Here is a 25,543-nt window from a genome sequence, read left to right as displayed (position 1 = left end):
ACCTCCGCGGCTCCTCATCGCGGCCGAACCTCCGCAAGGTGGCGGCTCACGGCGATCCAGGCACCCAGCCAGCCCAATAGTGTACTGCACAACAGCAGCGTTGCCGAGCCCTCCGGCCCCAGACGAGGCAGGCTGAAGGTGGCGCCGTAGCTCGCCGCCAGCGCGCTGACCGGTGTCGCCAGCCACTGGTTGCCGAGGCCAAGCAAGCCGCAGGCAAGCAGGCCACCGCCGAGGCCATACCAGGCGCCGCTGTAAAGGAAGGGGCGGCGCACGAAAGCATGCGTGGCACCGATCAGCATGACCACCTCGATCTCCTGGCGGCGACTCTCCACCGCCAGGCGTATGGTGTTGCCCACGACGAGCAGCACCCCCAGGCCGAACAGTACGCCGAGGGCCAGGGCCAGGCGACTGCCCAGCTCGGCCAGGTGGCGCAAACGCTCGAGCCAGGCCAGATCGAGGCGCACCTCATCGACGCCGCTCAGCGTCTCGAGTTCGCCGGCCAGATGGCGTACGGCCTTGGGAGCCGGGTCGACGGGAACCACCACGATGCTGGCCGGCAGCGGGTTGTGCTCCAGCCGACCCAGGGCGTCGTTCAACCCAAGCGCCTGCTGAAACTCAGCCATGCCTTCGGCCGACGAGATCAGTTGGGTTCGGGCGACGCCCTCCTGAGCGTCAACGGCCTCATCGATGCGCCCAGCTTGAGCCTCGTCGATGCCGTGGGAGAGATAGACGGTGAGCGTGGCACTCTCATCGAGTTCGGCATCGAGCAGACGCGCGCTGTCCAGCGCCAGCCACAGCGCCGCCGGCAGTACCAGGGCAATGGCGATGGCCAGCATGGTGAGCAGGCTGGCGAGGGGGGCTTGCAGCAAGCGCCGAGCGCTGTCGAGGCTCATGGCGCGGTGATGACGCAGCCAGCCGCGGAAGCGGCTCGTCGATCGGGTGCGCTGGCTGCGAGCGCCGCGAGGCCGCGCGGGAGGCTGCCGACTCATGCGGCCTCCTCGTCGGCGATCAGGCGTCCCTCGCGCAGGCGCAGTACACGGTGACGCAGGCGCGCAATGAGCGCCAGGTCGTGGCTGGCGATCATCACCGTGGTACCAATGCGGTTGAAGTCCTCGAATAGCGCCATGATATCGGCCGAGAGCTGCGGGTCGAGGTTGCCGGTGGGCTCGTCGGCGAGCAGCAGCGAGGGCTTGTTGACCACCGCCCGGGCAATGCCCACGCGCTGCTGCTCGCCGCCGGAGAGCTCGATGGGCAGCGCCTTCTCACGGTGCAGCAGGCCCACCTTGTCCAGCGCCGCGCGCACCCGGCGAGCGGCCTCGCGCGGCTCGACCCCGCGAATCTCCAGCGGCAGCGCCACGTTATGAAAGATGGAGCGGTCGACAAGCAGTTGGTGATCCTGGAACACCACGCCGATCTGGCGACGGTAGAACGGCACCTGACTGGGGTGCAGGCGCCCGATGTCATGACCGGCGACCAGCACCCGGCCCCGGGTCGGCCGTTCCAGCAGCATGATCAGGCGTAGCAACGAACTCTTGCCGGCCCCCGAATGGCCGGTGAGAAAGACCATCTCGCCGCGCTGCACGCGGAAATCGATGTTGGCGAGCGCCTCGAAACGCCCGCCGTAACGCTTCCCCACATGCTCGAAGAGGATCATGACGAGGCGACGGCCCCCTCGTCGCCCTGGTCGAAGAGGGCGTCGACGAAGTCTCGGGCCTCGAAGGGACGCAGATCGTCCAGGCCCTCGCCCACGCCGATGAAACGGATCGGCGTGCCGAGCTGCTTGGCCAAGGCGAAGATGATGCCACCCTTGGCGGTGCCGTCGAGCTTGGTCAGGGTGATGCCGGTGACCGGCACCGCCTCGTTGAAGGTATTGGCCTGAGAGAGTGCGTTCTGGCCGGTGCCGGCATCAAGCACCAGCATCACTTCGTGAGGCGCGCTGTCGTCGAGCTTGCCCATCACGCGGTGCACCTTCTTGAGCTCTTCCATCAGGTGCCCCTTGTTGTGCAGGCGCCCGGCGGTATCGGCGATCAGCACATCGATCTTGCGCGCCTTGGCCGAGGCCACCGCATCGTAGATCACCGAGGCGCTGTCGGCGCCGGTGTGCTGGGCGATGACCGGCACTTTGTTGCGTTCGCCCCATACCTTGAGCTGTTCCACCGCCGCGGCCCGGAAGGTATCGCCGGCGGCCAGCATCACACTGCGCCCCTCGCGCTGGAATCGCTGGGTCAGCTTGCCGATGGTGGTGGTCTTGCCCACGCCATTGACCCCCACCACCAGGATCACGAAGGGCCCCTCTCCCTTGGCCGGCAGCGCCAGCGGCTTGGCCACGGCGTCGAGCATCGTGGCGAGTTCGTCCTGCAGGGCGCGATAAAGCGCCTGGGGGTCCTTGAGCTCCTTGCGTGAAACACGCTCGGTGAGACGCTCGACGATCTCGCTGGTGGCCTCGATGCCCACGTCGGCCATCAGCAGCTGGGTCTCGAGGTCCTCGATCAACTCGTCGTCGATCTGCTTCTTGCCCAGGAAGAGTCCGGCGACGCCCTCGGTGAGGTTGGCGCGGGTCTTGCCCAGGCCCGAACGGATGCGCGCGAACCAGCCCTTCTTCTCGGCGACAGGCTTCTCCTGCAGGGGAGCGCGGAGGGGCTCAGGTTCGGGCTCGGGTTCGGGTTCGGGTTCGGGTTCGGGTTCGGAAGCCAGCGCTTCCTCGCGCAGCACCTCGTTCTCCTCCTCCCGATCAACCTCGTCGACCGCTTCGGTCCGATCACGCACCTCATCCGCCGCCGGGCCGGCCATGGCGGCCTCCTCGGGGCGCAGCGCATCGACGACGTCCGGCTCGGCGGGCGCCGCCTCTGGCTCTACCTCTGCAGCCGCTTCACTCGCTGGCGCACCTTCGTGGGACGCCTCTTCCTCACGCTCCGCATCAGGCTGAGTCGGCTGTCGTTGCTGCTGCTCTTCCTGCTGGGATTCCTGCTGCTTCTTGCGCTTGAAAAAACCGAACATGTGGGAATTCAGCCTCACGGGTGAATGATCGCTACATCCTAACACCGCGCACCATGACTGTGGACACGGCGCCAGGTACAATTCCGTCGCATGACACGTCGCCGCTCCTCCTCTCGCCAACGCTCCCGCCCCGGCGCTCGCTCGCCCCAGCGTGACGGCCGCCTGCGCATCATCGGCGGGGAGTACCGCCGACGTCTGCTGCCCGTGCTCGACAGCCCCGGCCTGCGCCCCACGCCCGACCGGGTGCGCGAGACGCTGTTCAACTGGCTGGTCGCAGCCACGCCGGGTGCACGGGTGCTCGACCTGTTCGCCGGCACCGGCGCGCTGGGCCTGGAAGCACTCTCTCGCGGCGCCGACACGGCACTGTTCATCGAACGCGACGGCCAGGTGGCCCGTGCGCTTGTGGACAACCTCCACACCCTGGGCACCGCAGAGCGGGGCCAGGTGCTGAGTGTCGACGCTCTCGCGCTGCTTGTCGCCGGCCCAGCCGGGTTTGCCCCTTTCTCGCTGGTCTTTCTCGACCCGCCCTTTCGCCAAGGCCTGGCCGAGCCATGCTGTGAGCGGCTGGAGCAAGGCTGGCTCGCCGCGGAGGCCTGGATCTATGTCGAGACCGAAACGGCGCTCGACGTGCGCATGCCAGCCAACTGGTCGCTGCATCGCGAAGTCCGCGCCGGCGACAGCACCGGACGCCTCTATAGGCGCATCGCCCGGCCCGCAGAATAGGTCGGGCGTCGCCGTTCGGCTACGCTTGCCGAGCCTGGCCCTCAGCGTTACGCTGCGCAACGGAATCAGCGCGGGCAGGCGCCCGCTCCGGCAGGACATTATTTCAGGAGAACACGATGAGCACCGAACTCTTCAATCGGCTCGAACAGAAAGTGGCCAGTGCCGTCGAGGCCCTGGAACTGCTGAAGATGGAAGCCGAGGAGCTGCGCGAGGAAAACAGCCGTCTGAAGCAGGAGCGCGAAGAGTGGGAGCGCCGCCTGACCGCGCTGCTGGGCAAGTTCGACGAGGTGGAAACCGAGCGGGCCTGAGCCCTTATGGTCGACGCGACATCAGAATGGCATCTTCCCTGTTCGCGTCGGCCCTGTCCTCCAGGGGTGGATAATAACCCCGCCGTCGCCCGTCTTCGCTGAAGCCTGCCCGCCGATAGAGCCTGATGGCCGACGCATTGCCTGCCCTCACCTCCAGCAGTACGCGTTCGCTGCGCCATTGCCGCCCCTGCTCCAGCACCGCTTCGAGCAGCGCCGCGGCCAGGCCGCGGCGTCGCATGGCGGGCACCACCAGAATGGCTTGCAGTTCGGCCTCGAAGGGCAGCCTGACGACCACGGCATGGCCTACGAGTTCTCCCGCCACCTCGGCTCCCAGCACGCAGCTATCCTCATCGTTCAAGGCGGCCTCGAGCTGGCGCCGTGACCCAGGGTGAGGCTGGCAGCTCTCCAGCACCACCAGCCGTTCCAGGTCGTCGGTCGTCAGCCGCTGAATGGCGAGTTCAGTCATCGGCCTCGCTGCCAGGCGCCGACCAGGCCCGGCGCCATTCCAGCAACGTCGGCCAAAGTTCACGCTTGGCCGCAGCACTCTGCGTCAGCTCGGCGAGCGAGGGCCCCTGCCATCCGGGCAGGCCAAGCAGCTCGAATGCGCCCTGCTGCGAGCCAAGCAGTCGATCCATGGTTTCGTCGTGACCAAACACCAGGATACGTTCAAGCGCCCAGCCACGCCTGCGTGTACCTTCGATGAACGCCTGCAGCCCCTCTCGCGCCTCTTCCAGCGGCGCCTCGACCGGTAGATTCTCCATCGGCGGCCAGCGAAACGTCTCGAAGGTCAGCGGAGACTCGGCAGCGATTCCTGCCGCCTGCAACAGGTTGCCCAGCAGCTGTCCCTGGTCGATGGCCAGCGGCGACTCCCCGGGCACGGCCACCAGCCAGCGCCCCGCCACGCAGGTCACTTGCAGGGTGAAGCGCAGCGGCTCCTGGGCCGGCTTCGACACGTCGAGAGTCGCCTCCTGGCGGGTCGCCTGCCCGGTTTCCTCATCGCCAGCCCCGATCCCCAGCAGCTGACGAGCACGCTTGGGTGACGATGCTCTCGGCGGCTCAGCGACCGGCGGTCCAGAAGGAGCCTGGCGCGCGGCAGCATCCGCCTCGTCGAGCAGTGCATGCAGCCGCTCCGCTGGCGGCGAGGCAGCAGGCCGCTCGGGCAGCTCCCATTCGCAGGCTTCGCTCGGCTGGGCATGGGGTAGCCGATAGCGCGCCACCCAGGCGGTCAATCCCATCGCCTCCAGGTACTGGAGGCGCTGTGGTTCGGAAGTCACGCGCCGGCGCCACGACAGTTGGGCGAGTCGGGTCGTGCCTCGCCCCGCGACGCCCACTCTTGGGGTGTGTAGAGATGCAGCGCCAGGGCATGCACGGGCCCCGCCAGCTCGTCGGCCAGCAGCGCGTAAAGTCGCTGGTGGCGCTTCACCGGCATCAACCCCTGGAAATGGTCGGACACCACCGTGACCTTGAAATGGGTTTCGGAATTGGCCGGCACGGCATGCCGATGGCTCTCGTTCTCCACCGTCACATGGGTGGGCTCGAGGGCCTGCAGCTTCTCTTCGATATCGGCCTGAACGCTCATGAGGGCTCCTCGATCATGGATGTCAGATCATTGTACTCGCTTGCCCGGCGACTGCACCTGGGGCACTTGCTCGCCGCCGTTTTTGCGGGCAGCCTCGGCCAGCCGCATTCGCGCCAGGCTGGCTACCAGCGCCAGCAGGCAGGCCAGGCAGCCAGCCCACAGCGTCGTCTGCACCGGTGCACTCGCGGCCAGAAAGGCGCCGACCAGGGCCACGCCGAGCGACTGGCCCACGGTGCGTGTCGTGCTCAGCACGCCCGAGGCGCTGGTGCTCAGCTCATGCGGCGCGCTGGTCATCATCTCGCGGTTGTTGGGCGGCTGGAACAGCCCGAAGCCGATGCCGCACAGGGCGGTACGCCACAGACTGTCCAGTACGCCGGCATCCTGTGGCAGCAAGGCCAGCGAGGCGAGCCCCAGCATCAGCAATACCAGCCCCAGGCTTGCCATGACGCTGGGGTTCACGCGATCGGCCAGACGGCCGGCCACCGGGCCGACCAGCATGATGGCGAGCGGCCAGGGCGTGAACAGCCAGGCGGTGTGCAGCGGCGAGAAGCCCATCTCCTGCTGATAGAGGAACGACAGCGCGACGAATGCCAGCCCCTGGCCGACGAAGGCGAGCCCCGAGGCGGAGACCGCCAGGCGAAAGCGTGGCACCTGGAACAGCCGCGGCGGCAACAGCGGGTGCGAGGCCCGTCGCTGGCGACGCAGGAATAGCCAGCCCGAGACACCGCTCAGTGTCAACCAGGCCAGCGCCTGCCATAGCGGCGCCCCGTGGCCCAGGGTATCCATGGCCAGGAAAAAACTGCCCAGCATGACCACCGAGCCCAGTGCACCACGACCGTCGAAGCCGCCGCGACGCCCCTTCTCACGCGGCAGCGCGCGCCACGCCAGCCACAGCGAGACGGCGCCCAGGGGCAGGTGAAGAGCGAACAGCCAGGGCCAGCTGACGGCCGACAGCACCAACCCGCCCAGCGCCGGGCCGGCGGCGTAGCCTCCCGCCACCACCAAGGCCGAGAGCCCCAGTGCGCTGCCCAGCAGCCGCGTGGGAAATATCGAGCGATAGAGCGACGGGCCGATGGAGAGCGTAGCCGCCGCACCGAGACCCTGCAGCGCGCGAAACACCAATAGCCACTCCAGGCTACGCGACAGCGCGGCTCCCAGCGAAGCCAGCACGAACAGCCCGAGTCCCGCCACGTAGAGCCGGCGCCGGCTGATCATCTCGCTGAACGAAGCGCATACCAGCAGGAACGCGGCACAGACGATCTGAAAGAGGTTGGTGACCCAGACCGTCCGGGCGGCGGATACATCGAGGTCACGCGCGATGGAGGGCAGCGCGATATTGACCATGGTGACGTCCACCACGGCCATCAGGGTACCGAGGATCAGCGCCAGTACCGCCAGGCGTCGCTCGGGGCCCGGCAGGCCATCGTCGCCGGGCCGGGTCGAGAAGAGTCGGCTCATGCGGTTTCCATCATGGCAAGGTGCGTAACGAGAAAACCGGCCGCAGCCGGTTTTCGAAAATCAACGAGGAAAGCGGATCAATCTTGATCGGTTTCCAATAGCAGCGAATCGTCGACCTCGGAGATCTCCAGCGCCGTCTCGTCGTCCAGGTCAATGGCGAGATAGCTGTGCTCGACCTGCAGGAAGCGCTGGAACAGCGCCCAGTCCAGGGCCTCGGGCCACTGGCGCTCGTCCTCTTCCCAGGCGCGCAGCTCGGTCTCGAGGATCTCGAGGTAACGCTCGCGCACGAAGGCCTCCAGCGCCTCCGGAGTGTCCATCTCGGGAATCAGATAGACCGTGCTTTCGCGTTCGACGTCGGCCAGGGTGAGGTCGTCCTCGCCCATGGTGGGTTCCAGCGCATTGATCCAGTCCACGAAGTGCCGGGTCGGCCTGACGCTCAGGGCGGAGCGGTTGAGCAGTTTCATCGCGGTCTCCTCGACGTCGAAACGGTGATCATTATGGGCGCTAGCGCCGCCGCTTACCAATACTTCCGCCCAGCGGCGCTACTCAGCCCCTTCAGTCCACCTCTGGGCGCATGGCCGGGAACAGCAATACATCCCGGATCGAGGCGCTGTCGGTAAACAACATCACCAGGCGGTCGATGCCGATTCCCTCGCCGGCTGTGGGCGGCAGGCCGTATTCCAGCGCACGTACGTAGTCGGCATCGTAGTACATCGCCTCGAGGTCGCCGGCCTCCTTCTCCGCCGCCTGGGCACGGAAGCGCTCGGCCTGGTCCTCTGCGTCGTTGAGCTCCGAGAAGCCGTTGGCGATCTCGCGCCCGCCGACGAAGAACTCGAAGCGCTCGGTGACGAACGGGTCGCGGTCGTTGCGCCGCGCCAGCGGGCTCACCTCGGTGGGGTAGTCGGTGATGAAGGTGGGGTCCTTGAGACGATGCTCGACGGTCTTCTCGAAGATCTCAATCTGGATCTTGCCCAGGCCCCAGCCATCCTTGACGTCGATGTCCAGCCGCTCGGCGATCTGCCGTGCGGCGGCCTCGTCGGCCAGCGCCTCGGCGTGGATGTCGGGATTGAACTCGAGAATCGAGTCGAACACACTGATGCGCTTGAGCGGCTTGCCGAAGTCGTACTCGTAGGTCTCGAGCACTTCACCCTCTGCGCTGCGCACGGTATTGACCACCGTGGTGGTCCCCAGCACCTTGAGCGCGACGGCACGCAGCATCTCCTCGGTGAGGTCCATCAGGTCATGGTGATTGGCATGCGCCTGGTAGAACTCGACCATGGTGAACTCGGGGTTGTGGCGCGTCGACAGGCCTTCGTTGCGGAAGTTGCGATTGATCTCGAAGACCCTTTCGAAACCGCCCACCACCAGGCGCTTGAGATAGAGCTCGGGCGCGATGCGCAGGTACATGTCGATGTCCAGCGCATTGTGGTGCGTGATGAACGGCCGCGCGGTGGCGCCGCCGGGGATCGGCTGCAGCATGGGGGTTTCCACCTCCATGAAGCCGCGCTCCTCGAAGAAGCGGCGCATGGCGCTGATGACTCCGGCGCGGGTCTCGAACACCTTGCGCGAGTCGGGGTTCATGATCAGGTCGACATAGCGCTGACGATAGCGCGCCTCCATGTCGGTCAGACCGTGGAACTTGTCGGGCAGCGGACGCAGGCTCTTGGTCAGCAGCCTGGCTTCCTCCATCATCACGTAGAGATCGCCCTTGCCCGACTTGTGCACCGGGCCGCGGGCGGCGACGATGTCGCCGATGTCCCAACCCTTGATGTCCTCCAGCACCTCTTCCGCCAGCCCCTTCTTGTCGACGTAGAGCTGAATCGTGCCGCTGGGGTCCTGGATCACCAGGAACGGGCCACGCTTGCGCATGATGCGCCCGGCCACCGCCGCAGGGCGGTTCAGCGACTCCAGTTCCGCCTTGTCCTTCTCGCCCAGCTCGGCCGCGAGGTCGGCCGCCAGGCTGTCGCGGCGAAAGTCGTTGGGGAAGGCGCTGCCGCCGCTGGCCGCGGCACGCTCGCGGCGAGCCGCCAGCTTGGCCCGACGCTCGGCGATCAGGCGGTTCTCGTCGATCTGGGGGCTTTCCGGGGAGGAGCTCTGGTTGGCCATCTCGCTACCTGTTAGCAGTCACAATATGCGGTGTTGTAAACGCGACTAGAGCCGCGCAAGCGGAGCTGAGGCAAGGCGCCCCTCAACGAGAGAACGGAGTTGACTGTCGTCAATGAGACTCTCGAGTCGAGGGGCAACGCCGTATCGGCGAGCGCAGCAGGCTATAGCCCTTGCTTCAAGCTGGCTTCGATGAAAGCGTCTAGATCGCCATCCAGCACCCGGTCGCAGTTGCTGGTTTGCACGCCGGTACGCAGGTCCTTGATGCGCTGGTCGTCGAGCACGTAAGAGCGGATCTGGCTGCCCCAGCCGATATCGGCCTTGGCGTCCTCCGCCTCCTGCTTGGCGGCGTTGCGCTTCTGCATCTCGTGTTCCCACAGCTTCGCCTTGAGCTGCTTCATGGCGAAATCGCGGTTGGCGTGCTGGCTGCGCTGGCTCTGGCAGGCCACGACAATGCCGGTGGGCTCGTGGGTGATGCGCACCGCGGAGTCGGTGGTATTGACGTGCTGGCCGCCGGCGCCACTGGAACGATAGGTGTCCGTTCTCAGGTCCGCCGGATTGATCTCGACCTCGAAGTTGTCGTCCACCTCAGGCGACAGGAATACCGAGGCGAAGGAGGTGTGGCGGCGCCCTCCCGAGTCGAACGGACTCTTGCGCACCAGGCGGTGCACGCCGGTCTCGGTACGCAGCCAGCCGAAGGCGTGGTCGCCCTGGACATGGATGGTCGCCGACTTGATGCCCGCCACCTCACCGGCAGAGACCTCGACGATCTCGGCCTTGAAGCCGTGGTGCTCGCACCAGCGCAGGTACATGCGCAGCAGCATGTTGGCCCAATCCTGGGCCTCGGTGCCGCCGGAGCCGGCCTGGATGTCGAGGTAGGCGTTGTTGGCGTCCATCTCGCCGGAGAACATGCGCCGGAACTCGAGCTTCGCCAGACTCTCCTGGAGCCCGTCGAGCTCTCTTTTTACTTCGTCGACGGTGTCCTCGTCCTCCTCCATCTCGGCCAGCTCGAGCAGGTCGCGGCTGTCCGCCAGGCCCTGATCGAGCTCGTCGATGGTCTCGACCACGAGCTCGAGGGAGGCACGCTCCTTGCCCAGCTTCTGAGCGTAGTCGGGGTCGTTCCAGACGTTCGGGTCTTCCAGCTCGCGGGAGACTTCCTCTAGCCGATCCTTCTTCTCGGCATAGTCAAAGATACCCCCTCAGGACGTCTGTCCGTTCCGACAGGTCCTTGATGAGGTTATGGATGGGGTTGGTTTCCAGCATGGGCTCGTTCGCCTGATTCGCTTGGTGAAGGCGGCGACCGGGGCCAGGCCATGGCCCGGCCCCGGCGGCGCGTAAAAGGCAGCTATTGTAGCGAACTCACCGATTCGGCGCATCCATCGCAAAGCCCCAACGCAAGCGACCCGGCCGAAGCCGGATCGCCAGGTCATGCGCAGATGGGCTGGACGATTAGAATCGATAGGTGACGGCGGCCCCCACCGCATGTGCTTCGGTCTCGTAGTTGGCGCCATAATATGTCGAGGCATCAGCATCGATGTCCACCAGCCCTGCCAGGAGTTCGCTCGAGCCTTGGTAGGTGCGCGCCTGATCGACCCGGGTGCGCTTCTCGGTGATGTAGGTGTAAGCCAGATCGAAGGTCAGGTTGGGAAGCGGCGTCCAGCCCAACCCCAGTGAGTAGAGCTTGCGGTCGTCGGAAGGTACACGAACGCTGCGCGTGCGGTCATTGGTTGGGGAATTGTCGATGGCAAAACCGGCCCGCAGTGCCAGCGTGTTGGTCGGCCGATACTCCGCCCCCACGGAATAGACCCAAGCATTATTGTACTCCTGCGGCTCGACGATGATTCGCTCACCCGACGCTTCGCCATCAATGGCGATCTCCTCGAACTGGCTCCAGCGGGTCCAAGATACGCTTGCCATCAGCGTCAAGGGCTCGAAGAGGTCATGCGAGATGGAGAGATTAACCGTTTCCGGCGTGGTCAAGTCGAGGCTGCCCGGCTGGTTCGGCAGCATCTCCTGGACGAAGCCGGTGGTCTCAATCTCACCGGCCAGCTCGAATTCGACGCTCGAGCGATAGGTCAGACCAAGCGAGGTGGCATCCGTGGGGCGATACATCAGTCCCAAGTGATAGCCCCAAGCATCGTCGTCGCCACTTACCTGCACCTCCTCGTCGGTCTCGGGCGAGGGAGGCGTGCCGTTCACCGCATCCTCGATATGCGGCACCTTGACGGCCAATTCCCCCTCGGCGCGGTTATAGGTAAGCCCGGCACCGAAGGAGAGGCGGTCGGTGAGGCGATAAGAGAGAGTTGGCTGCGCCGTGATCACGCTGAGTTCGGTCAGGGTGCCGTGATAACGCCCCTCGAAGTCATCATCGTAATCGGTGCGGGCTCCGAACGGCACGTAGACGCCGAAGCCAACGCTTAGCCGGTCGGTGAGTGGCTGGGCGTAGAAGGCGTAGGGAATGAGCGAATCGGGCACCATGTCGCCCTCGTTGGTGCCGTTCACCCGCCCCATGTCGCCCGGCCCCAGCTGGAAGGTCAGCGGTGGCAGGAAGGGTAGCAGCGACAGGCTGCCTTCGGCGTCGGCGCTGAAGTTGGAGGAGACGTTGTCGATCTCGGTGTAGGCACGAATGCCGGTACCTCCGACCGATACCTGAGCATGGTTGAGAAAGGACATGCCGGCGGGGTTGCCGTAGACGATGGTGGCGTCCGCCACGTTGGAGCTACGCCCGGCATGGCCGGTGCCCTGTGAACCGATGCTCTGGGCGGTGATCTCGAAGCCACCGGCAGCGGCATAGTTGGCGGCAAGTGTTGCGATACTGCCCACTGACAGGGCAAGGGAAATTCCGGTTGTCTTGATCTTGTTCATGAAAGTGTCCTTTTCAGTCGTCTGGCGACGCATGACGTTCACCGGTGGCGAACTCGGGACCCTTCCGTTCCACACTGCACAAACGTTCGTTTTATTATTGAGTGTCTACAATGCTTCGCTCAGCAAGAGCATGACGGCTATAAGCCGATGGCGGTGAATGAAAAGCCCGCCGGCGGGTGCCGGCAGGCCACAGTGTCGAGAGCGCTTAGAAGCGGTAGGTCAGCTGAGCGCCGAAGCCATGGGCTTCGTTCTTGTAATCAGCGGAGTAGGCCAGATCAGTCTCTGCCATGGTCCCCTCATGATCCGTCCGAGTTTGATCGACTTGGGTGCTACGCTCGGTCAGATAGGAATAGGCAAAGTCCAGCGTTAGGTTTTCCATGGGCGTCCAGCCGGCGCCGATGGAGAAGATGCGGCGATCATCCGAGGGAATCCGTGCGCTACGGAACTCGTCGCTGGTGGGCGTGAAGTCGAGAGTGACACCAGCACGCAGAACCAACTGTGGGTTGAGCTGGTACTCCCCGCCGACACCGTAAGCCCAGGCATTCGAATAATCCTGGGTCTCCCGGGTAATCGTGTCGCCTGCATCATTCGTGACATGTATTTCATCGAAGCGGTCCCAGCGAACCCAAGAGGCGCCCACCATCAGCTTCAAGCGATCACTCATCTGTTGGGTCACGGAGAAATTGATGGTTTCCGGCGTCACCAGGTTCAAGCGTGCATTGTCCTCCAACGCTGCGCCTGTGAGGGGATTGGTAGCGACCGAACCGTCGGGGTTGGTTGCCCTGTAGGTACCCGTAAGGTCGTAATCGACCTTCGAGCGATAAGTCAGACCCAACGTGGTTTCGGGAACTGGCTGGAACATGATGCCCAGATTATACCCCCAAGCATCGTCGTCCCCTTCTACCCGTGAATCCAAGTCCTGGTCTGGATCCGCCATCCCCATACCGGGCTGCGGCACTTGGCGCTGGAGCTCACCCTCCACGCGGTTATAGGTAAGGCCAGCACCGATCGACCACTGCTCGTTAAATCGATACGAAACGGTTGGCTGCGCGCTCATTACCTTCAGCTCGGTGTAATTGCCCAGGTTGCGACCAATGAAACCGTCTTCGTATTCGGTCTTTGAGCCGAAGGGAGCATACACGCCAAACCCAAAGGCCAGACGCTCATTGACCGGATGGGCGTAAAAAGCAAAGGGAATCAGAGTCCCCGGGACCATATCGCCTTCAGAGGAACCATCAACCGGCTGAGCAAGTCCGCCTGTAAGAAGGTTGGAGCGAGTCGCTTCGGCATTGCGGATCTCGCTATTGACGTTCAAATAGGTGCCGCCCGCGGTCAGCTGCGCCCGATCGAGGAACGACATGCCCGCCGGGTTGCCGAACACGATGGTGGCGTCGTTGACGTTGGAGCTCCGGCCCGCGTGGCCATAACCCTGGCCGCTGACGCTCTGTTCGTTGATCTGGTAACCGCCGGCGTTGGCCTGGCTGGCGAAGGCGGCGGCCGCGATGGCCACGGCCCAGGTGATCTTGTTGAACTTGTTCTGCATGGTCTCGACGTCCTCTATCCAGATGCGAGCTGGCGCTGGTTGTGTATCCCGCCCTCGCCGGAGCGGTGCCCTACCCGGTCAGTTTTCGCCAAACACTCGTTCGGATCAAGGCCAAACGTTCGTTTTAATGCGATAAATCCTCATACTTTAGTTGTGTTTTGGTGTAAGCCGTTGAACTTTTCCATGATGCAGCGCAAAAACACCCTGCTCACGTGAGGCTCTGGGGCATTGCTGAGGGGAACCGCGCCAGCAGGCTGAAAAAGTCCTGCTGGCTTATTTGCTAAGCTGAAAGCATATGGCTGAAGGAGAGAACGCCATGCCCAGGCTCAACGGCGTATTGGAGACCGCCCTCTACGTCGACGACATGGATCGCGCGCGGGTCTTCTTCGAAGGCGTGATGGGCCTAGAACCCTTCAACGCCGATCACCGCTTCACCGCCTACGACGTCGGCGCCAACACGGTGCTGCTGCTGTTCCTGCAGGGTGAGACGCTGGAAACCGTGGTGCTGCCCAACGACATGGGCACCATCCCGCCTCACGACGGTAAAGGGCGGGTACACCTCGCTTTCGCCATTGCCAAGCGTGAGCTGACCGCATGGGAACGCCAGCTCAGCGATCATGGCGTGACCATCGAGGGGCGCACCCACTGGCCCCGCGGCGGCGAAAGCCTCTATTTCCGCGACCCCGACGGCCATCTCATCGAGCTGGCCACGCCGGGCATCTGGCCCAACTACTGACTCCGCCCCGCTCATGCCGCCACTTTTCAGCTCACGCCCATGTAGCGGCCGGGCTTGTGATTGAGGGCAATGATCAAGTTGAGCGCCACGGCGCCCAGCACCGAGAGCCCGACCCGCTCTGGCGGCAGCACCAGCAAGGCGACGAGCATGATCAGCCCGTCGATGCCGAGCTGCACGTAGCCGGCGCGCCAGCCGTAGCGCCCCTGCAGATAGAGCGCCAGGATGTTGATGCCGCCGAGGCTGGTACGGTGGCGAAACAGCACCAGCATGCCGATGCCGATCAGGCTGCCGCCCATCAGCGAGGCATAGAGCGGATTGAGGCTGTCGAAGGCGACCCAACTGCCGGTCAGCTCGGAGAATAGCGATACCAGAGCGATGGCGACGAAGGTACGCAGGGTGAACGACCAACCCATGCGCTTCACTGCCAGGTAATAGAACGGCAGGTTGATCAGGAAGAACCAGACGCCAAAGCGCCAACCGCTGGCGTACTGCAACAAGAAGGCCATGCCGGCGGTACTGCCGGTGAGCAGCAGTGCATGGGTATAGAAGCTGACACCGAGGGCGACGAACAGCGTGCCCACCAGCATGGCCATCACGTCCTCGTAGGGGCGATGGGGATCGGTGGGCAGATCTTGTGGATCCATTCACGATTCCTTGGCAAACGGGCGGCTCGCCCGAACGGCCCGGATTCTAGCGGGTCGAGCGTAGGAAATCATTGATCGTGCTTAGGTTACGCGATGATTGGCCACCAGCGGTTCGGCAACCTCCACCATCAGCTGCAGCGACTCCTGCCCCCGCCAGCGGTTGCGATTGAGCCGATAGGCGCAGCGCAGCCTGTCCCCCATGCCGAAGGCAGGCAGCTCTCCCGGCGTCAGGGCACGAAACCAGATCGCCTTGAGGCTCACCAGCCCCGAGGAGAGCTGCATGGCGAGATGGTTCGCTTCGGCGCCCACGGCACGTAGCGACTCGACAAAAAACTCTCCTTCGAACAGCGGGGCGTCGAACTCGCGACCATAAGGACCCAACGCCTCCAGTTCGATCAGCGTGGCCAGTTGGAATTGCTCGGGAGCCAGCGCCCCATCGGTGAACACATGGGGAAACAGCTCGCAGCCACCCAGTTGCTCACCCACGGCCTGCAGGAAAGCGGCACGAAAAGCCTCGAGTTGCTGCCCCGGCACGCCGACCCCGGCCGCACCGCGATGACCACCGAAGCGCGGCAGCGCTTCGGGCGCCAGCTCGTGGGTGCGCTGCAGCGCGTCACGCAGGTGCAGCGCCTCGATGGAGCGCCCCGAGCCGGTGAGCATGCCGGGCGCCGCGGCCGGCGTGAGCACCAACGCAGGGCGTCCGAAGGACTGCACCAGACGCGAGGCGACGATACCCTGCACGCCGGGATGCCCGCTTTCGAGATAGACCACCAGTGCTGGCAGGTCGGCCTCCAGTTGGGGCAGGGCCAGGGCTCGCGCCTCCTCGACCATCTCCGCCTCGATCACCTTGCGCGACTGGTTGTCGTCGTCCAGCGTCTGCAGATGGCGCTGCGCGGTGGCGTCGTCTCCCGCCAGCATGAAGTGCAGCGCCGCGTAGGGGTCGTCGAGGCGCGAGCGGGCATTGATGCGTGGCCCCATCTGGAAGGCGAGAGTCTCGGCGGAGAATGGCACGCTATCCTCGCCCAGGCGCGCGGCCATGGCGCGCCAGCAGGCCGCCTCCATGCGGTTGATCAACGCCAGACCATGGCTGACCACGGCGCGATTGGCCGGGCTCGCGCCCAGCGACACGCAGTCGGCCACGGTGCCCAACGCCACGTAGGAGAGCCAGGCGGAGAGCTTGGGCGTGGCCTCGGGAATCACGCCCCACTCCACCAGCACGCTGCGCGTCAGCGACATCACCAGCCACGCCACCATGCAGCCGGCAATGGTACGGTCGGGATACTGGCAGTCGTTGCGTGTCGGGTTGACCACGGCATGGGCCGAGGGGGGCGGTCCCTCCACCGGCAGCGCGTGGTGGTCGCTCACCACCACGTCGATGCCCGCCGCCTTGAGCCGGGCGATGCGTGGCTCATCGGAGCTGCCGCAATCGGCAGTGATCACCAGCGTCGGCCGCGGCGAGAATCCGAGCGTGCGCTCCACCAGCGGCAGGCTGATGCCGTAGCCGTCGTGGATACGATGGCCGATCAGGCTGTGCAAGCGCGATTCCGGTACGCCGAAGAGTTCCACCAGGGTGCGCCGGATCACCACGTGGGAGGTGATGCCGTCGACGTCGTAGTCGGTGAGGATGCCGATGTGCTCGCCCTCGGCTACGGCGGTGGCGATGCGCTCGGCGGCACGGCGGCCGTCGGCCAGGCGTTCTGGGTGTTCGAGGTAGCGCAGGCTGGGCTGGGTCAGTGGCGCCAGCTCGCCCTCATAGTTGGCCAGGCGACCGGCGAGTACGCGGGCCTGCAGCTCGGTCAGCCCCTCGGCACGGGCACGAGCATAAAGCGCCTCGTTGCGTGGGCGCGGCAGCAGCCGCGGCTTGAGTCGGGCGTGCAGGTCGATGGGGTCGGTCACGGCGTCCAAGCCTGACTCCTCTGGTTCGCATCTGATGGTGCTCGGCGATGGAAACGTCGTACCGAGCGAAGGGCGCCAGGGACAGGCCGAAGAGGGAGTCTTTTGCCATGGATGGCAAAAGTAGCGCCCAGGGAAGGGGTCACAGCGCCCCCTCGTAGGCCTGTCGCCGGATCAGCCCTGAGCAGGCATCTGGCGCCAGCGGCATCGAGGCCTTCTCTTCGCCCTGCCCCCTATGCCCTTGCTACCTTGGCTGATCCTATCGCCGGTTCTCGGCCACGAACGCCTGCACCTTCGCCAACTCCGCCGGCAGCACGGTGTAGCGCTCCTCCCGCTCCAGCAGGTCATCCATGTGCGGCGGCAGCGGCACGCCGGGGAAGCCCGCCTTGACCACCGCCTCGGCGAACTTGGCCGGGTGGGCCGTGGCCAGGGTGATCATCGGCGTGGCGGCATCGGCCCGGGCACGCTCGGCGGCGCGGTAGCCGGTGGCGGTGTGCGGGTCGAGCACCTCCTTGGTGCGGTGGTGCGCCTCGCGGATCACCTCGAGGATGGTGGCATCGTCGACGCTGTGGCTGGCGAACAGCGCGCGCAGCCGCGTAAGCGGGGCCTCGGCCAGCGCCGTGGGCTCCTGCTGGAAACGCTCGAGTAGCGCGGCCACGGCGGCGCCGTCACGCTCGTAGGCCTCGAACAGCAGGCGCTCGAAGTTGGATGACACCACGATATCCATGGAAGGCGCCAGGGTTGCCTTGAGCTCCTGCTTGGAAAAGTCGTTGGCGGCAATGGTGCGGTGCAGGATGTCGTTGGCGTTGGTGGCGATGATGAACTGCTTGACCGGCAGCCCCATGCGATAGGCCATGTAGCCGGCGAAGACGTTGCCGAAGTTGGCCGAGGGCACGCAGAAGCTGACCTGGCGGTGCGGCGCACCCAGCGCCACGCCGGCAGCCACGTAGTAGACGATCTGGGCCATGATGCGCGCCCAGTTGATCGAGTTCACCGCCACCAGGCGCGTGCCATTCAGGAAGCCTTGGTCGGCGAAGCTCGCCTTGACCATGGCCTGGGCGTCGTCGAAGTTGCCCTCGATGGCGATGTTGAAGACATTGTCGGCCAGCACCGAGGTCATCTGGCGACGCTGCACCTCGGAAACCCGGTTGTGCGGATGCAGGATGAAGATGTCGAGGTTGTCGCAGTGACGACAGCCTTCGATCGCCGCCGAGCCGGTGTCGCCCGAGGTAGCCCCCATGATTACCGCGCGTTCGCCGCGCTTGGCCAGGAAGTGGTCGAGGATACGGCCGAGCAGCTGCAGGGCGACGTCCTTGAACGCCAGCGTCGGGCCGTGGAACAGCTCGAGCAGGAAGTGGTTGGCGTCGAGCTGGTTGAGCGGCACCACGGCGTCGTGGCTGAAAGTGGCGTAGGCATCGCGCACGATGCCGCGGAACGTCTCGTCGTCGATCTCGCCGTTGACGAAGGGCTGCATCACGCGAAAGGCGATCTCGGCGTAGGAGAGGCCTGCCATCGCCTCGAGTCCATCGCGCGAGAGCTGCGGGATCTCCTCCGGCACGTAGAGCCCGCCGTCGCTGGCCATGCCGGTCAGCACGACCTCCTCGAAAGAGAGCGCAGGTGCCTGCCCGCGGGTACTGATATAGCGCATGCCCTTACTCCTGCTCGTCCAGCGATTCAACGCGAATGCGCGTGACCGGCCCGGCGATGTCGGCCATCGACTCGATATGGCGGATCGCCTCGTTCATCTGCTTTTCACGGCAGCTGTGGGTCAGCAGGATGATCGGCACCAGCTCGCCTTCGGTAGCTTCCTTCTGCACCAGTGCCTCGATGGAGATGCCCTGCTCGGAAAGAATCGTCGCCACGCGCGCCAGCACCCCGGGGCGGTCCACCGCCAGCAGGCGCAGGTAGTAGGCGGTAACGATGTCTTCCATGGGCAGGATCGGCAGGTTGCCTTCGTCCTCGCCGATACCGCTGAAAGCCAGGTAGGGTACGCGGTAGTGGTGGTCGGTGGCGATGTCGCGGGCCACGTCGAGCAGGTCGGCGACCACTGCCGAGGCGGTGGGCTCGGAGCCTGCTCCAGCACCATAGTAGAGCGTCGGGCCCACGGCATCGCCCATGATGGCGATGGCGTTCTTGACCCCGTGAACGTTGGCCAGCAGTCGCTCCTTGGGAATCAGGGTCGGATGCACGCGCAGTTCAAGGCCCTGCTCAGTGCGCTTGGAAATGCCCAAGTGCTTGATCACGTAACCGAGATTGTCGGCCTGCTGCACGTCGTCGAAGGTGACCCGCGAGATGCCCTCGGTATAGGCCTTCTCGAACTGCAGCGGCACACCGTAGGCGATGGAAGCCAGGATGGTCAGCTTGTGGGCGGCATCGATGCCCTCCACGTCGAAGGTGGGATCGGCTTCGGCGTAGCCCAGTGCCTGGGCCTCGGCGAGCACGTCCTCGAAGGCGCGCCCCTCACTGCGCATGTGCGTAAGGATATAATTGCCGGTGCCGTTGATGATCCCCGCGACCCATTCGATTCGGTTGGCGCCAAGTCCCTCGCGCAGCGACTTGATGACGGGGATCCCGCCGGCCACGGCGGCCTCGAACGCCACGATCACGCCCTGCTCGTGGGCGGCCTGAAAGATTTCGTTGCCGTGCACCGCAATCAGCGCCTTGTTGGCGGTAACCACGTGCTTGCCGTTGGCGATGGCCGTCAGCACCAGCTCACGAGGCACGTCATAGCCGCCCAGCACTTCGACCAGCACGTCGACGTCGGGGTTGCGGGCCACCTCGAAGACGTCATTGGTGGTCTTGATACCGGTGAGGTCGCACTCCGGATTGGCACTGCGAAGCGCCACCTGCTCGATAATGATCGGGCGGCCGGCTCGCCGTGCAATCTCGTCGGCGTTGCGCGTCAACACATTGAAGGTGCCGCCACCGACGGTACCCAGACCACAGATTCCCACTCTCACCGGTTTCAATGTCCTGCTCCCCTGATGGTGTCTCATGTCCAGCGTTCATTCATTCGGCAGCTCTCTGTCTGCCATCGCTCATCTCTCACTCGGCGGCCAGGCCAAGCATCTCGGCGAGGCGCTCGGCAGGTACGTAGCCCGGCACCAGCCGGCCATCGGGCAGCACGATGGCCGGCGTACCCTGTACGCCCATGGCCATGCCCAGATGATACTGTTCCTCGACCGGATTGTCGCAGTCGGCGCTAGCGGAAATGGCTTCCTGGCGCTTGCCCGCGCTCATCGCCTCGCTGCGATTGTCGGCACACCAGACCTGCTCGAGGATCCGAGCGCCCTGTGAGTTCATGCCGGCCCGCGGAAACGCCAGGTAGTGCACCTCGACGCCCATCTCGTTGAGCGCCGGCACTTCCTCGTGAAACTGCCGACAATAAGGACAGGTGGTATCGGTGAAGACGACGAGCTTGGCGCGGCTGTCGCCGGTACCGCGAAACACGACCCGCTCGCTCTCGGGCACTTGGGCAAGCTGCTCGGTGCGCTCGACGTTGCGCGCCTGTTCGGTCAGGTTGGTCAGGCCGCCTTCACCGTTCTCGTAAAGGTCACCGACCAGGAAGTAGTTGCCTTCGGCATCGCTGTAGAACGCCTCGCCGGACTCCAGCCGCACCTGATAGAAGCCCTCCAGCGGCGTCTCGTGCACGCTGGCAACGGGCATTGGCTGGCCGTTGACTTTGAGGCGCTCGGCGAGCCGTTCGGCACCATCGGCCAGCACGGCGCCGGGCAGCAGCAGTGCTGCCAGAGGAAGGGCCAGGGTGAAAAGGGCCCCGGCAGGACGGTGAAGGAACGCAATCATGATTCAGCCTCGAGGATGATGGTCGGCATGCAGTGCTTCGAGTCGCGCCTGCGCAATATGGGTATAGATCTGGGTGGTCGACAGGTCGCTATGCCCGAGCAGCAGCTGTACGACACGCAGATTGGCCCCATGATTCAACAAATGCGTGGCGAACGCATGCCGCAGCGTATGCGGAGACAGCGGACGCGTGATACCCGCGGTGCGCGCATGGGCCTTGATCCGATGCCAGAATGTCTGGCGCGTCATGCAATTGTCGCCACGCCCGGGAAACAGCGCCGGTCGTGTCACGTCGTTCATCAGCGCGCCACGAGCGCTGCGCAGGTAGCGTGTCAGCCAGTGTACGGCTTCTTCCCCCAGCGGGACCAGCCGGTCCTTGTCACCCTTGCCGCGCACCCGTACCACCCCTTGGCGCAGATTGACGGCATCGACGCTTAGCCCGACCAGCTCCGAGACGCGTAGACCGCAGCCGTAGAGCACCTCGAGCATGGCACGGTCGCGCAGGCCGAGATCGGTCGCCAGGTCAGGTGCAGCCAGCAAGCGCTCCACCTCGTCCTCGTCAAGCGTATCCGGCAGGTTGGGACGCACCCGTGGCAGACGCACCTCGGCCAGCGGATCGCGCCCGATGCGCCCTTCGCTCAGCGCCCAGCGATAGAAGCCGCGCAGGCTGGAGAGCAAGCGGGCATTGCTGCGCAGTTGATAGCCGGCAGCACGGCGCGCGTCGAGCCAGGCCGGCAGCAGCGCCGCATCCGGCGTGAGCAGCTCGCCACCCGTCTCCGCCAGCCGGGCCGCCCAGGCCTCCAGGTCGCGCCGGTAGGCTGCGAGCGTGTTCTCGCTGGCCCCGCGCTCGAGCCACAGGGCATCGAGGAACGTCTCGATCAGGGCCAGGGATCGGCTGTCGTGTGTCATGTCATCGTCCACTACGACGAAGCCCCGCCCCGCGTGAGCGGTGGCGGGGCTTCGCGATGGCGCAAGCGCCTTCAGCCAACCCGGATCAGGAGAGCTTTTCCTTGATACGGGCAGACTTGCCGCTGCGCTCGCGCAGATAGTACAGCTTGGCCTGGCGCACGTCGCCGCGACGCTTGACCTCGATGGAGTCGACCAGCGGGCTGTAGGTCTGGAAGGTACGCTCGACGCCAACGCCGTGGGAGATCTTGCGCACGGTGAAGGCGGAGTTCAGGCCGCGGTTACGCTTGCCGATCACCACGCCCTCGAAGGCCTGAAGGCGCTCGCGGTTGCCCTCCTTGACCTTGACCTGCACGACGACGGTGTCGCCCGGGGCGAATTCCGGCACCTGCTTGCTCATCTGCTCGGCTTCGAGCGCCTGGATCACCTTGTTCTTGCTGCTCATGATAATGACTCCTCGTATTCGGCGCCGCCGCTTCTTACAAGATCGACGACGGCGCGTGATCCCGGCGCCCGAGCCTGGCTCGAGAGCGCGGGAGATGATGGGTGACGCAGGTCCGCAGCGTGGGAAAACCCGAGAGGCACGGCCTCAGCGCTTCGCGTCCTGCACCTCCGCCCTGGCACCTGACAGGGCGTACTCTTCGATGAACTCCTCGAGCAACGTGCGCTGCTCGTCGCTCAACGTCCTGCCTTCGAGCAGGTCGGGGCGCCTCAGCCAGGTCCGCCCCAGCGACTGCTTGAGCCGCCAGCGCCGGATCTCGCCGTGATGTCCGCTGAGCAGCACATCGGGCACTCGCCGCCCGTCGATCTCCTCGGGGCGTGTATAGTGCGGGCAGTCCAGCAGCCCCTCGTTGAAGGAGTCCTCGACCGCGGAATCCTGATGCCCCAGCACACCGGGAACCAGTCTTGCCGCAGCATCGATCAGCACCATGGCCGGCAGCTCGCCGCCGCTGAGCACATAGTCGCCGATCGACCATTCCTCATCGATGTCGCTCTCCACGATGCGCTCATCGATGCCCTCATAGCGTCCGGCCACCACCACCAGCGGAGGGCCGGAGGCCAGCTCGCGCACGCCCTGCTGGTCGAGCCGTCGCCCTTGGGGCGACAGGTAGATGACCCTGGGCCGTTGCCCCGTCGCCTCGCCCGCCCTCTTGCGGGCGGCATGGATAGCCGCACGCAGGGTGTCGACCTTCATCAGCATGCCGGGACCGCCGCCGTAGGGGCGGTCATCCACGGTACGATGCCGGTCGCTGGCATAGTCGCGCGGATTCCAGAACTCCAGCGCCACGCGCCCCTGGTCGACCGCTCGCCCGGTGACACCGTGTCGGGTGATGGCCTCGAACATTTCCGGGAACAGCGACACCACACCGACCCACATGGCCGGCACTGCGCTCGCCCCGGCTTCTGTCTCAAAGCTCAAAAGTCCGGATCCCAGTCGACGCTCAGGGTGCCTCCCGCCAGATCCACCCCGACGATCACCTCGTCGGGCAGGAAGGGCAGCAGACGCTCACGATCGTCGATGGCCGGCGGCTCCCCCTGCGGGTCACCCCTGACCACCAGCACGTCGTTGGCCCCGGTTTCGAACAGGTAGGCGACACGCCCCAGCACCACACCCTCGCGGGTCACGACCGTGAGCCCTTCGAGCTGGTGCCAGTAGTACTCGCCGCCGCCTAGCTCGGGCAGCTCCGTCTTGGGCAGCAGGATCTCGGCGCCGGCCGCGCGTTCGGCGGATTCGCGCGAGTCGATGCCTTCCAGCAGGGCTACCAGGCCCTTGCCATGACGGCGCCCCTGCAACAGCCGATGGCGCGTCAACGCACCACCCTGCCTGATCACCCATTCGGGATAATCTAGGATGCCGTCCATCGGACTGGTATGGGAGTAGACCTTGAGCCACCCCTTGACGCCGTAGGGGCTGGTCAACTTGCCCAGCACGACGTGGTCGTCGCGCATGCTGCTTGCGGCCTGCTCACTCATGACATTGACGGGGCATCACAGGCTCAGGCCTGCTTGCGGGCTTCCTTGACCAGCTCGGCAACGCGGCCGGACAGCTGCGCGCCCTGGCTCTGCCAGTGGGCGATGCGGTCCAGGTCGACGCGCAGACGCTCTTCCTGACCGCGGGCGATCGGGTTGAAGAAACCCAGGCGCTCGATGAAGCGGCCATCACGGGCGTTGCGTGAATCGGTCACGGTCAGGTGGTAGAAGGGACGCTTCTTGGCGCCACCACGTGCCAGACGAATGGTAACCATGGCGTTAACTGTCCTTCGGTTGAGGTTACGTTTAATACCGATGCGCCGGCCCGGCGAACGGCCGGGGTACTCGGCAACTGCCAGGAAAGCGGGCCCGTGGACCCGCCTTCGCGTCATTCGGTCACTTTCTTTACTTGCGCTTCTTTACAAGCGTGCAGCCGGGCAGAACCACGGTCCTGCCATGAAGACGCAGCATTCTACGGAAATCAGCCCCGCTTTGAAACCCTTTTCTCGAGCGCCGCATCAGCGCCACGGGAAACCGCCGGGGCCTCCCATACCGCCCATCCCACCGGGGCCGCCGGGGCCGCCTCCGCCCATCATGCCGGACATGCCGCGCATCATCTTCTGCATGCCACCCTTCTTGCCCGCCTTCTTCATCATCTTCTGCATCTGCTTGTGCTGCTTGAGCAGACGGTTGAGGTCGGGCACCTGCAGGCCGGCGCCGGCGGCAATGCGACGCTTGCGCGAACCGTTGATGATCTCCGGCTTACGCCGCTCCTGGGGCGTCATCGAGTTGATCAGCGCTTCGAGCTTGCCCAGCTCCTTCTCCGGCCCCGGCCCCTGGGCGAGTTCGGCCATTTGCCCCATGCCGGGCAGCTTGCCGAGCAGGCCGCCCATGCCGCCCATCTTCTTGAGCTGCTGAAGCTGGTCGCGGAAGTCCTCGAGGTCGAAGCCCTCGCCCTTCTTGACCTTCTTGGCCAGTTGCTCGGCCTTCTTCTTGTCGACCGTGCGCTCGGCCTCCTCGATCAGCGACAGCACGTCGCCCATGCCGAGGATGCGCGAGGCCACCCGGTCCGGATGGAAGGGCTCCAGGGCATCGACCTTCTCGCCCACCCCCATGAACTTGATCGGCTTGCCAGTGACGTGACGCACCGACAGCGCCGCACCGCCGCGGGCGTCGCCATCGGCTTTGGTCAGGATCACGCCGGTCAGCGGCAGCGCCTCGTGGAACGCCTTGGCCGTGTTGGCTGCATCCTGACCGGTCATGGCGTCGACCACGAACAGGGTTTCCTGCGGCTGACAGGAGCGGTGCAGCTCGGCGATCTCGGCCATCATGGCGTCGTCGATGGCCAGGCGGCCGGCGGTGTCGACGATCACCACATCGTGGAACTGGATCTTGGCGTGCTTGATCGCCGCCTCGGCGATGGCCACCGGCTGCTGGTCGGAGCGCGAGGGGAAGAAGTCGACGTTCACCTCGCCGGCCAGCGTCTCGAGCTGGTCGATGGCTGCCGGGCGATAGACGTCGGCGGAAACCACCAGCACCTTTTTCTTTTCACGCTCCCTCAGGTAGCGCGCCAGCTTGGCCACGGAGGTGGTCTTGCCCGCCCCCTGCAGGCCGGCCATCAGCACCACCGCGGGCGACCCCTTGAGCGAGAGCCCTTCGTTGGCCTCGCCCATGGTCGCCTCGAGCTCCTGCTGGACGATCTTGACGAACTGCTGGCCGGGCGAGAGGCTCTTCGACACCTCCTGGCCCACCGCACGCTCACGCACCCGCTCGATGAAATCCTTGACCACCGGCAGGGCGACATCGGCCTCGAGCAAGGCGCGACGCACCTCGCGCAGGGTGTCCTTGATGTTGTCCTCGGTCAGGCGTGCCTGGCCCTTGATCGACTTGAGCGTCTGAGAAAGCCGCTCGCTGAGGTTCTGGAACATAAGCCACTCCGGCTGTCAGGCTGTCGGATCGAGGCGATGTCTCGTCCTGGCGATAGGGCCTGCGGCGACGTGTCACGCACTTCGCGAA

26 protein-coding genes are annotated in these 25,543 nt (G+C 65.4%); 3 read left to right on the top strand and 23 right to left on the bottom strand.

Features of this window, described 5'->3' with window-relative positions; translation table 11 throughout:
- Positions 1 to 14 precede the first annotated feature (14 nt).
- From ftsX to ftsY, 3 genes are read right to left on the bottom strand one after another with little or no spacing between them, the layout of a single operon-like run.
- On the bottom strand, positions 15 to 989 hold the full coding sequence (ftsX, locus tag KPL81_RS04615; protein ID WP_219790863.1) for a permease-like cell division protein FtsX: 975 nt from the start codon (positions 987 to 989) through the stop codon (positions 15 to 17).
- The gene (gene ftsE, locus KPL81_RS04610; protein ID WP_209475887.1) at positions 986 to 1,654 is read right to left on the bottom strand and encodes a cell division ATP-binding protein FtsE; all 669 of its coding nucleotides are present in this window, start codon (positions 1,652 to 1,654) and stop codon (positions 986 to 988) included. Before ftsE ends, ftsX begins: the two co-directional genes overlap by 4 nt.
- Positions 1,651 to 2,997, bottom strand: coding sequence for a signal recognition particle-docking protein FtsY (gene ftsY / locus KPL81_RS04605; protein WP_219790862.1), 1,347 nt, complete (start codon positions 2,995 to 2,997; stop codon positions 1,651 to 1,653). Before ftsY ends, ftsE begins: the two co-directional genes overlap by 4 nt.
- Before the next feature lie 90 nt (positions 2,998 to 3,087).
- Here ftsY and rsmD point away from each other — a divergent pair, with 90 nt between their 5' ends.
- Together rsmD and KPL81_RS04595 are read left to right on the top strand one after the other, a co-directional pair.
- Positions 3,088 to 3,720 carry a 16S rRNA (guanine(966)-N(2))-methyltransferase RsmD gene (gene rsmD, locus KPL81_RS04600; protein ID WP_219790861.1) on the top strand — a complete coding sequence of 211 codons (633 nt, stop codon included), beginning with the start codon at positions 3,088 to 3,090 and terminating at the stop codon, positions 3,718 to 3,720.
- A 116-nt stretch (positions 3,721 to 3,836) separates the two neighbouring features.
- Positions 3,837 to 4,028: a cell division protein ZapB gene (locus KPL81_RS04595; RefSeq protein ID WP_209475881.1), complete on the top strand. Its 192-nt coding sequence runs from the start codon at positions 3,837 to 3,839 to the stop codon at positions 4,026 to 4,028.
- A 4-nt stretch (positions 4,029 to 4,032) separates the two neighbouring features.
- Here the strand turns inward: KPL81_RS04595 and KPL81_RS04590 are convergent, their stop codons facing one another.
- The 9 genes from KPL81_RS04590 to KPL81_RS04550 form a co-directional block, all read right to left on the bottom strand.
- Positions 4,033 to 4,494, bottom strand: a complete 462-nt coding sequence (locus KPL81_RS04590) for a GNAT family N-acetyltransferase (protein WP_219790860.1) — start codon at positions 4,492 to 4,494, stop codon at positions 4,033 to 4,035.
- The gene (locus tag KPL81_RS04585; protein WP_219790859.1) at positions 4,487 to 5,302 is read right to left on the bottom strand and encodes a hypothetical protein; all 816 of its coding nucleotides are present in this window, start codon (positions 5,300 to 5,302) and stop codon (positions 4,487 to 4,489) included. Before KPL81_RS04585 ends, KPL81_RS04590 begins: the two co-directional genes overlap by 8 nt.
- Positions 5,299 to 5,607 carry a BolA family protein gene (locus KPL81_RS04580; RefSeq protein WP_209475875.1) on the bottom strand — a complete coding sequence of 103 codons (309 nt, stop codon included), beginning with the start codon at positions 5,605 to 5,607 and terminating at the stop codon, positions 5,299 to 5,301. Before KPL81_RS04580 ends, KPL81_RS04585 begins: the two co-directional genes overlap by 4 nt.
- Positions 5,608 to 5,634: 27 nt before the next feature.
- The gene (locus tag KPL81_RS04575) at positions 5,635 to 7,065 is read right to left on the bottom strand and encodes an MFS transporter (RefSeq protein WP_219790858.1); all 1,431 of its coding nucleotides are present in this window, start codon (positions 7,063 to 7,065) and stop codon (positions 5,635 to 5,637) included.
- A gap of 77 nt (positions 7,066 to 7,142) precedes the next feature.
- Positions 7,143 to 7,529 carry a hypothetical protein gene (locus KPL81_RS04570; RefSeq protein WP_197449449.1) on the bottom strand — a complete coding sequence of 129 codons (387 nt, stop codon included), beginning with the start codon at positions 7,527 to 7,529 and terminating at the stop codon, positions 7,143 to 7,145.
- Positions 7,530 to 7,620: 91 nt separating this feature from the next.
- Positions 7,621 to 9,171 (bottom strand): lysine--tRNA ligase, encoded by a 1,551-nt coding sequence (gene lysS, locus KPL81_RS04565; protein ID WP_219790857.1) that lies wholly within the window; start codon positions 9,169 to 9,171, stop codon positions 7,621 to 7,623.
- A 161-nt stretch (positions 9,172 to 9,332) separates the two neighbouring features.
- Positions 9,333 to 10,431, bottom strand: a protein-coding gene (gene prfB / locus KPL81_RS04560) for a peptide chain release factor 2 (RefSeq protein WP_338034799.1) whose coding sequence is annotated in 2 segments (ribosomal slippage) — positions 9,333 to 10,355 and positions 10,357 to 10,431 — 1,098 coding nt in all. Because the reading frame shifts where the segments join, the coding sequence is not laid out codon by codon here.
- A 186-nt stretch (positions 10,432 to 10,617) separates the two neighbouring features.
- Positions 10,618 to 12,033 (bottom strand): OmpP1/FadL family transporter, encoded by a 1,416-nt coding sequence (locus tag KPL81_RS04555; RefSeq protein WP_219790856.1) that lies wholly within the window; start codon positions 12,031 to 12,033, stop codon positions 10,618 to 10,620.
- 205 nt (positions 12,034 to 12,238) lie between these two features.
- Positions 12,239 to 13,576 carry an OmpP1/FadL family transporter gene (locus tag KPL81_RS04550; protein ID WP_219790855.1) on the bottom strand — a complete coding sequence of 446 codons (1,338 nt, stop codon included), beginning with the start codon at positions 13,574 to 13,576 and terminating at the stop codon, positions 12,239 to 12,241.
- A gap of 316 nt (positions 13,577 to 13,892) precedes the next feature.
- On the opposite strand from KPL81_RS04550, the gene KPL81_RS04545 reads away from it, so the two are divergent.
- Entirely contained in the window at positions 13,893 to 14,312 is a 420-nt protein-coding gene (locus KPL81_RS04545) for a VOC family protein (RefSeq protein ID WP_219790854.1), read from the top strand.
- A 26-nt stretch (positions 14,313 to 14,338) separates the two neighbouring features.
- On the opposite strand, the gene KPL81_RS04540 is transcribed toward KPL81_RS04545, so the two are convergent.
- From KPL81_RS04540 to ffh, 11 genes are all read right to left on the bottom strand, one after another.
- The gene (locus KPL81_RS04540) at positions 14,339 to 14,956 is read right to left on the bottom strand and encodes a YitT family protein (protein WP_209475865.1); all 618 of its coding nucleotides are present in this window, start codon (positions 14,954 to 14,956) and stop codon (positions 14,339 to 14,341) included.
- A gap of 81 nt (positions 14,957 to 15,037) precedes the next feature.
- The gene (locus KPL81_RS04535; protein WP_219790853.1) at positions 15,038 to 16,861 is read right to left on the bottom strand and encodes a single-stranded-DNA-specific exonuclease RecJ; all 1,824 of its coding nucleotides are present in this window, start codon (positions 16,859 to 16,861) and stop codon (positions 15,038 to 15,040) included.
- 247 nt (positions 16,862 to 17,108) lie between these two features.
- On the bottom strand, positions 17,109 to 18,497 hold the full coding sequence (gene thrC / locus KPL81_RS04530) for a threonine synthase (protein ID WP_219790852.1): 1,389 nt from the start codon (positions 18,495 to 18,497) through the stop codon (positions 17,109 to 17,111).
- A 4-nt stretch (positions 18,498 to 18,501) separates the two neighbouring features.
- Entirely contained in the window at positions 18,502 to 19,818 is a 1,317-nt protein-coding gene (locus KPL81_RS04525) for a homoserine dehydrogenase (protein ID WP_209475860.1), read from the bottom strand.
- A gap of 76 nt (positions 19,819 to 19,894) precedes the next feature.
- Positions 19,895 to 20,653 (bottom strand): DsbC family protein, encoded by a 759-nt coding sequence (locus tag KPL81_RS04520; protein WP_219790851.1) that lies wholly within the window; start codon positions 20,651 to 20,653, stop codon positions 19,895 to 19,897.
- Between the two features lie 3 nt (positions 20,654 to 20,656).
- Positions 20,657 to 21,559, bottom strand: coding sequence for a site-specific tyrosine recombinase XerD (gene xerD, locus KPL81_RS04515; protein WP_420827850.1), 903 nt, complete (start codon positions 21,557 to 21,559; stop codon positions 20,657 to 20,659).
- A gap of 85 nt (positions 21,560 to 21,644) precedes the next feature.
- The gene (gene rplS, locus KPL81_RS04510; RefSeq protein WP_111412830.1) at positions 21,645 to 22,001 is read right to left on the bottom strand and encodes a 50S ribosomal protein L19; all 357 of its coding nucleotides are present in this window, start codon (positions 21,999 to 22,001) and stop codon (positions 21,645 to 21,647) included.
- A gap of 144 nt (positions 22,002 to 22,145) precedes the next feature.
- The gene (gene trmD / locus KPL81_RS04505) at positions 22,146 to 22,934 is read right to left on the bottom strand and encodes a tRNA (guanosine(37)-N1)-methyltransferase TrmD (RefSeq protein WP_219791362.1); all 789 of its coding nucleotides are present in this window, start codon (positions 22,932 to 22,934) and stop codon (positions 22,146 to 22,148) included.
- Between the two features lie 38 nt (positions 22,935 to 22,972).
- Positions 22,973 to 23,530 (bottom strand): ribosome maturation factor RimM, encoded by a 558-nt coding sequence (rimM, locus tag KPL81_RS04500; protein WP_209475855.1) that lies wholly within the window; start codon positions 23,528 to 23,530, stop codon positions 22,973 to 22,975.
- Positions 23,531 to 23,553: 23 nt separating this feature from the next.
- On the bottom strand, positions 23,554 to 23,802 hold the full coding sequence (rpsP, locus tag KPL81_RS04495; RefSeq protein WP_209475854.1) for a 30S ribosomal protein S16: 249 nt from the start codon (positions 23,800 to 23,802) through the stop codon (positions 23,554 to 23,556).
- A gap of 243 nt (positions 23,803 to 24,045) precedes the next feature.
- Positions 24,046 to 25,455, bottom strand: coding sequence for a signal recognition particle protein (gene ffh / locus KPL81_RS04490; RefSeq protein WP_209475852.1), 1,410 nt, complete (start codon positions 25,453 to 25,455; stop codon positions 24,046 to 24,048).
- Positions 25,456 to 25,543 lie beyond the last annotated feature (88 nt).

The sequence above is a fragment of the Billgrantia antri genome (assembly GCF_019430905.1).
In the GTDB taxonomy this organism is placed as follows: domain Bacteria; phylum Pseudomonadota; class Gammaproteobacteria; order Pseudomonadales; family Halomonadaceae; genus Halomonas; species Halomonas antri.
The sequence above is the reverse complement of the archived record's forward strand: the minus strand, read 5'-3'. Positions and strand labels throughout refer to the sequence as shown.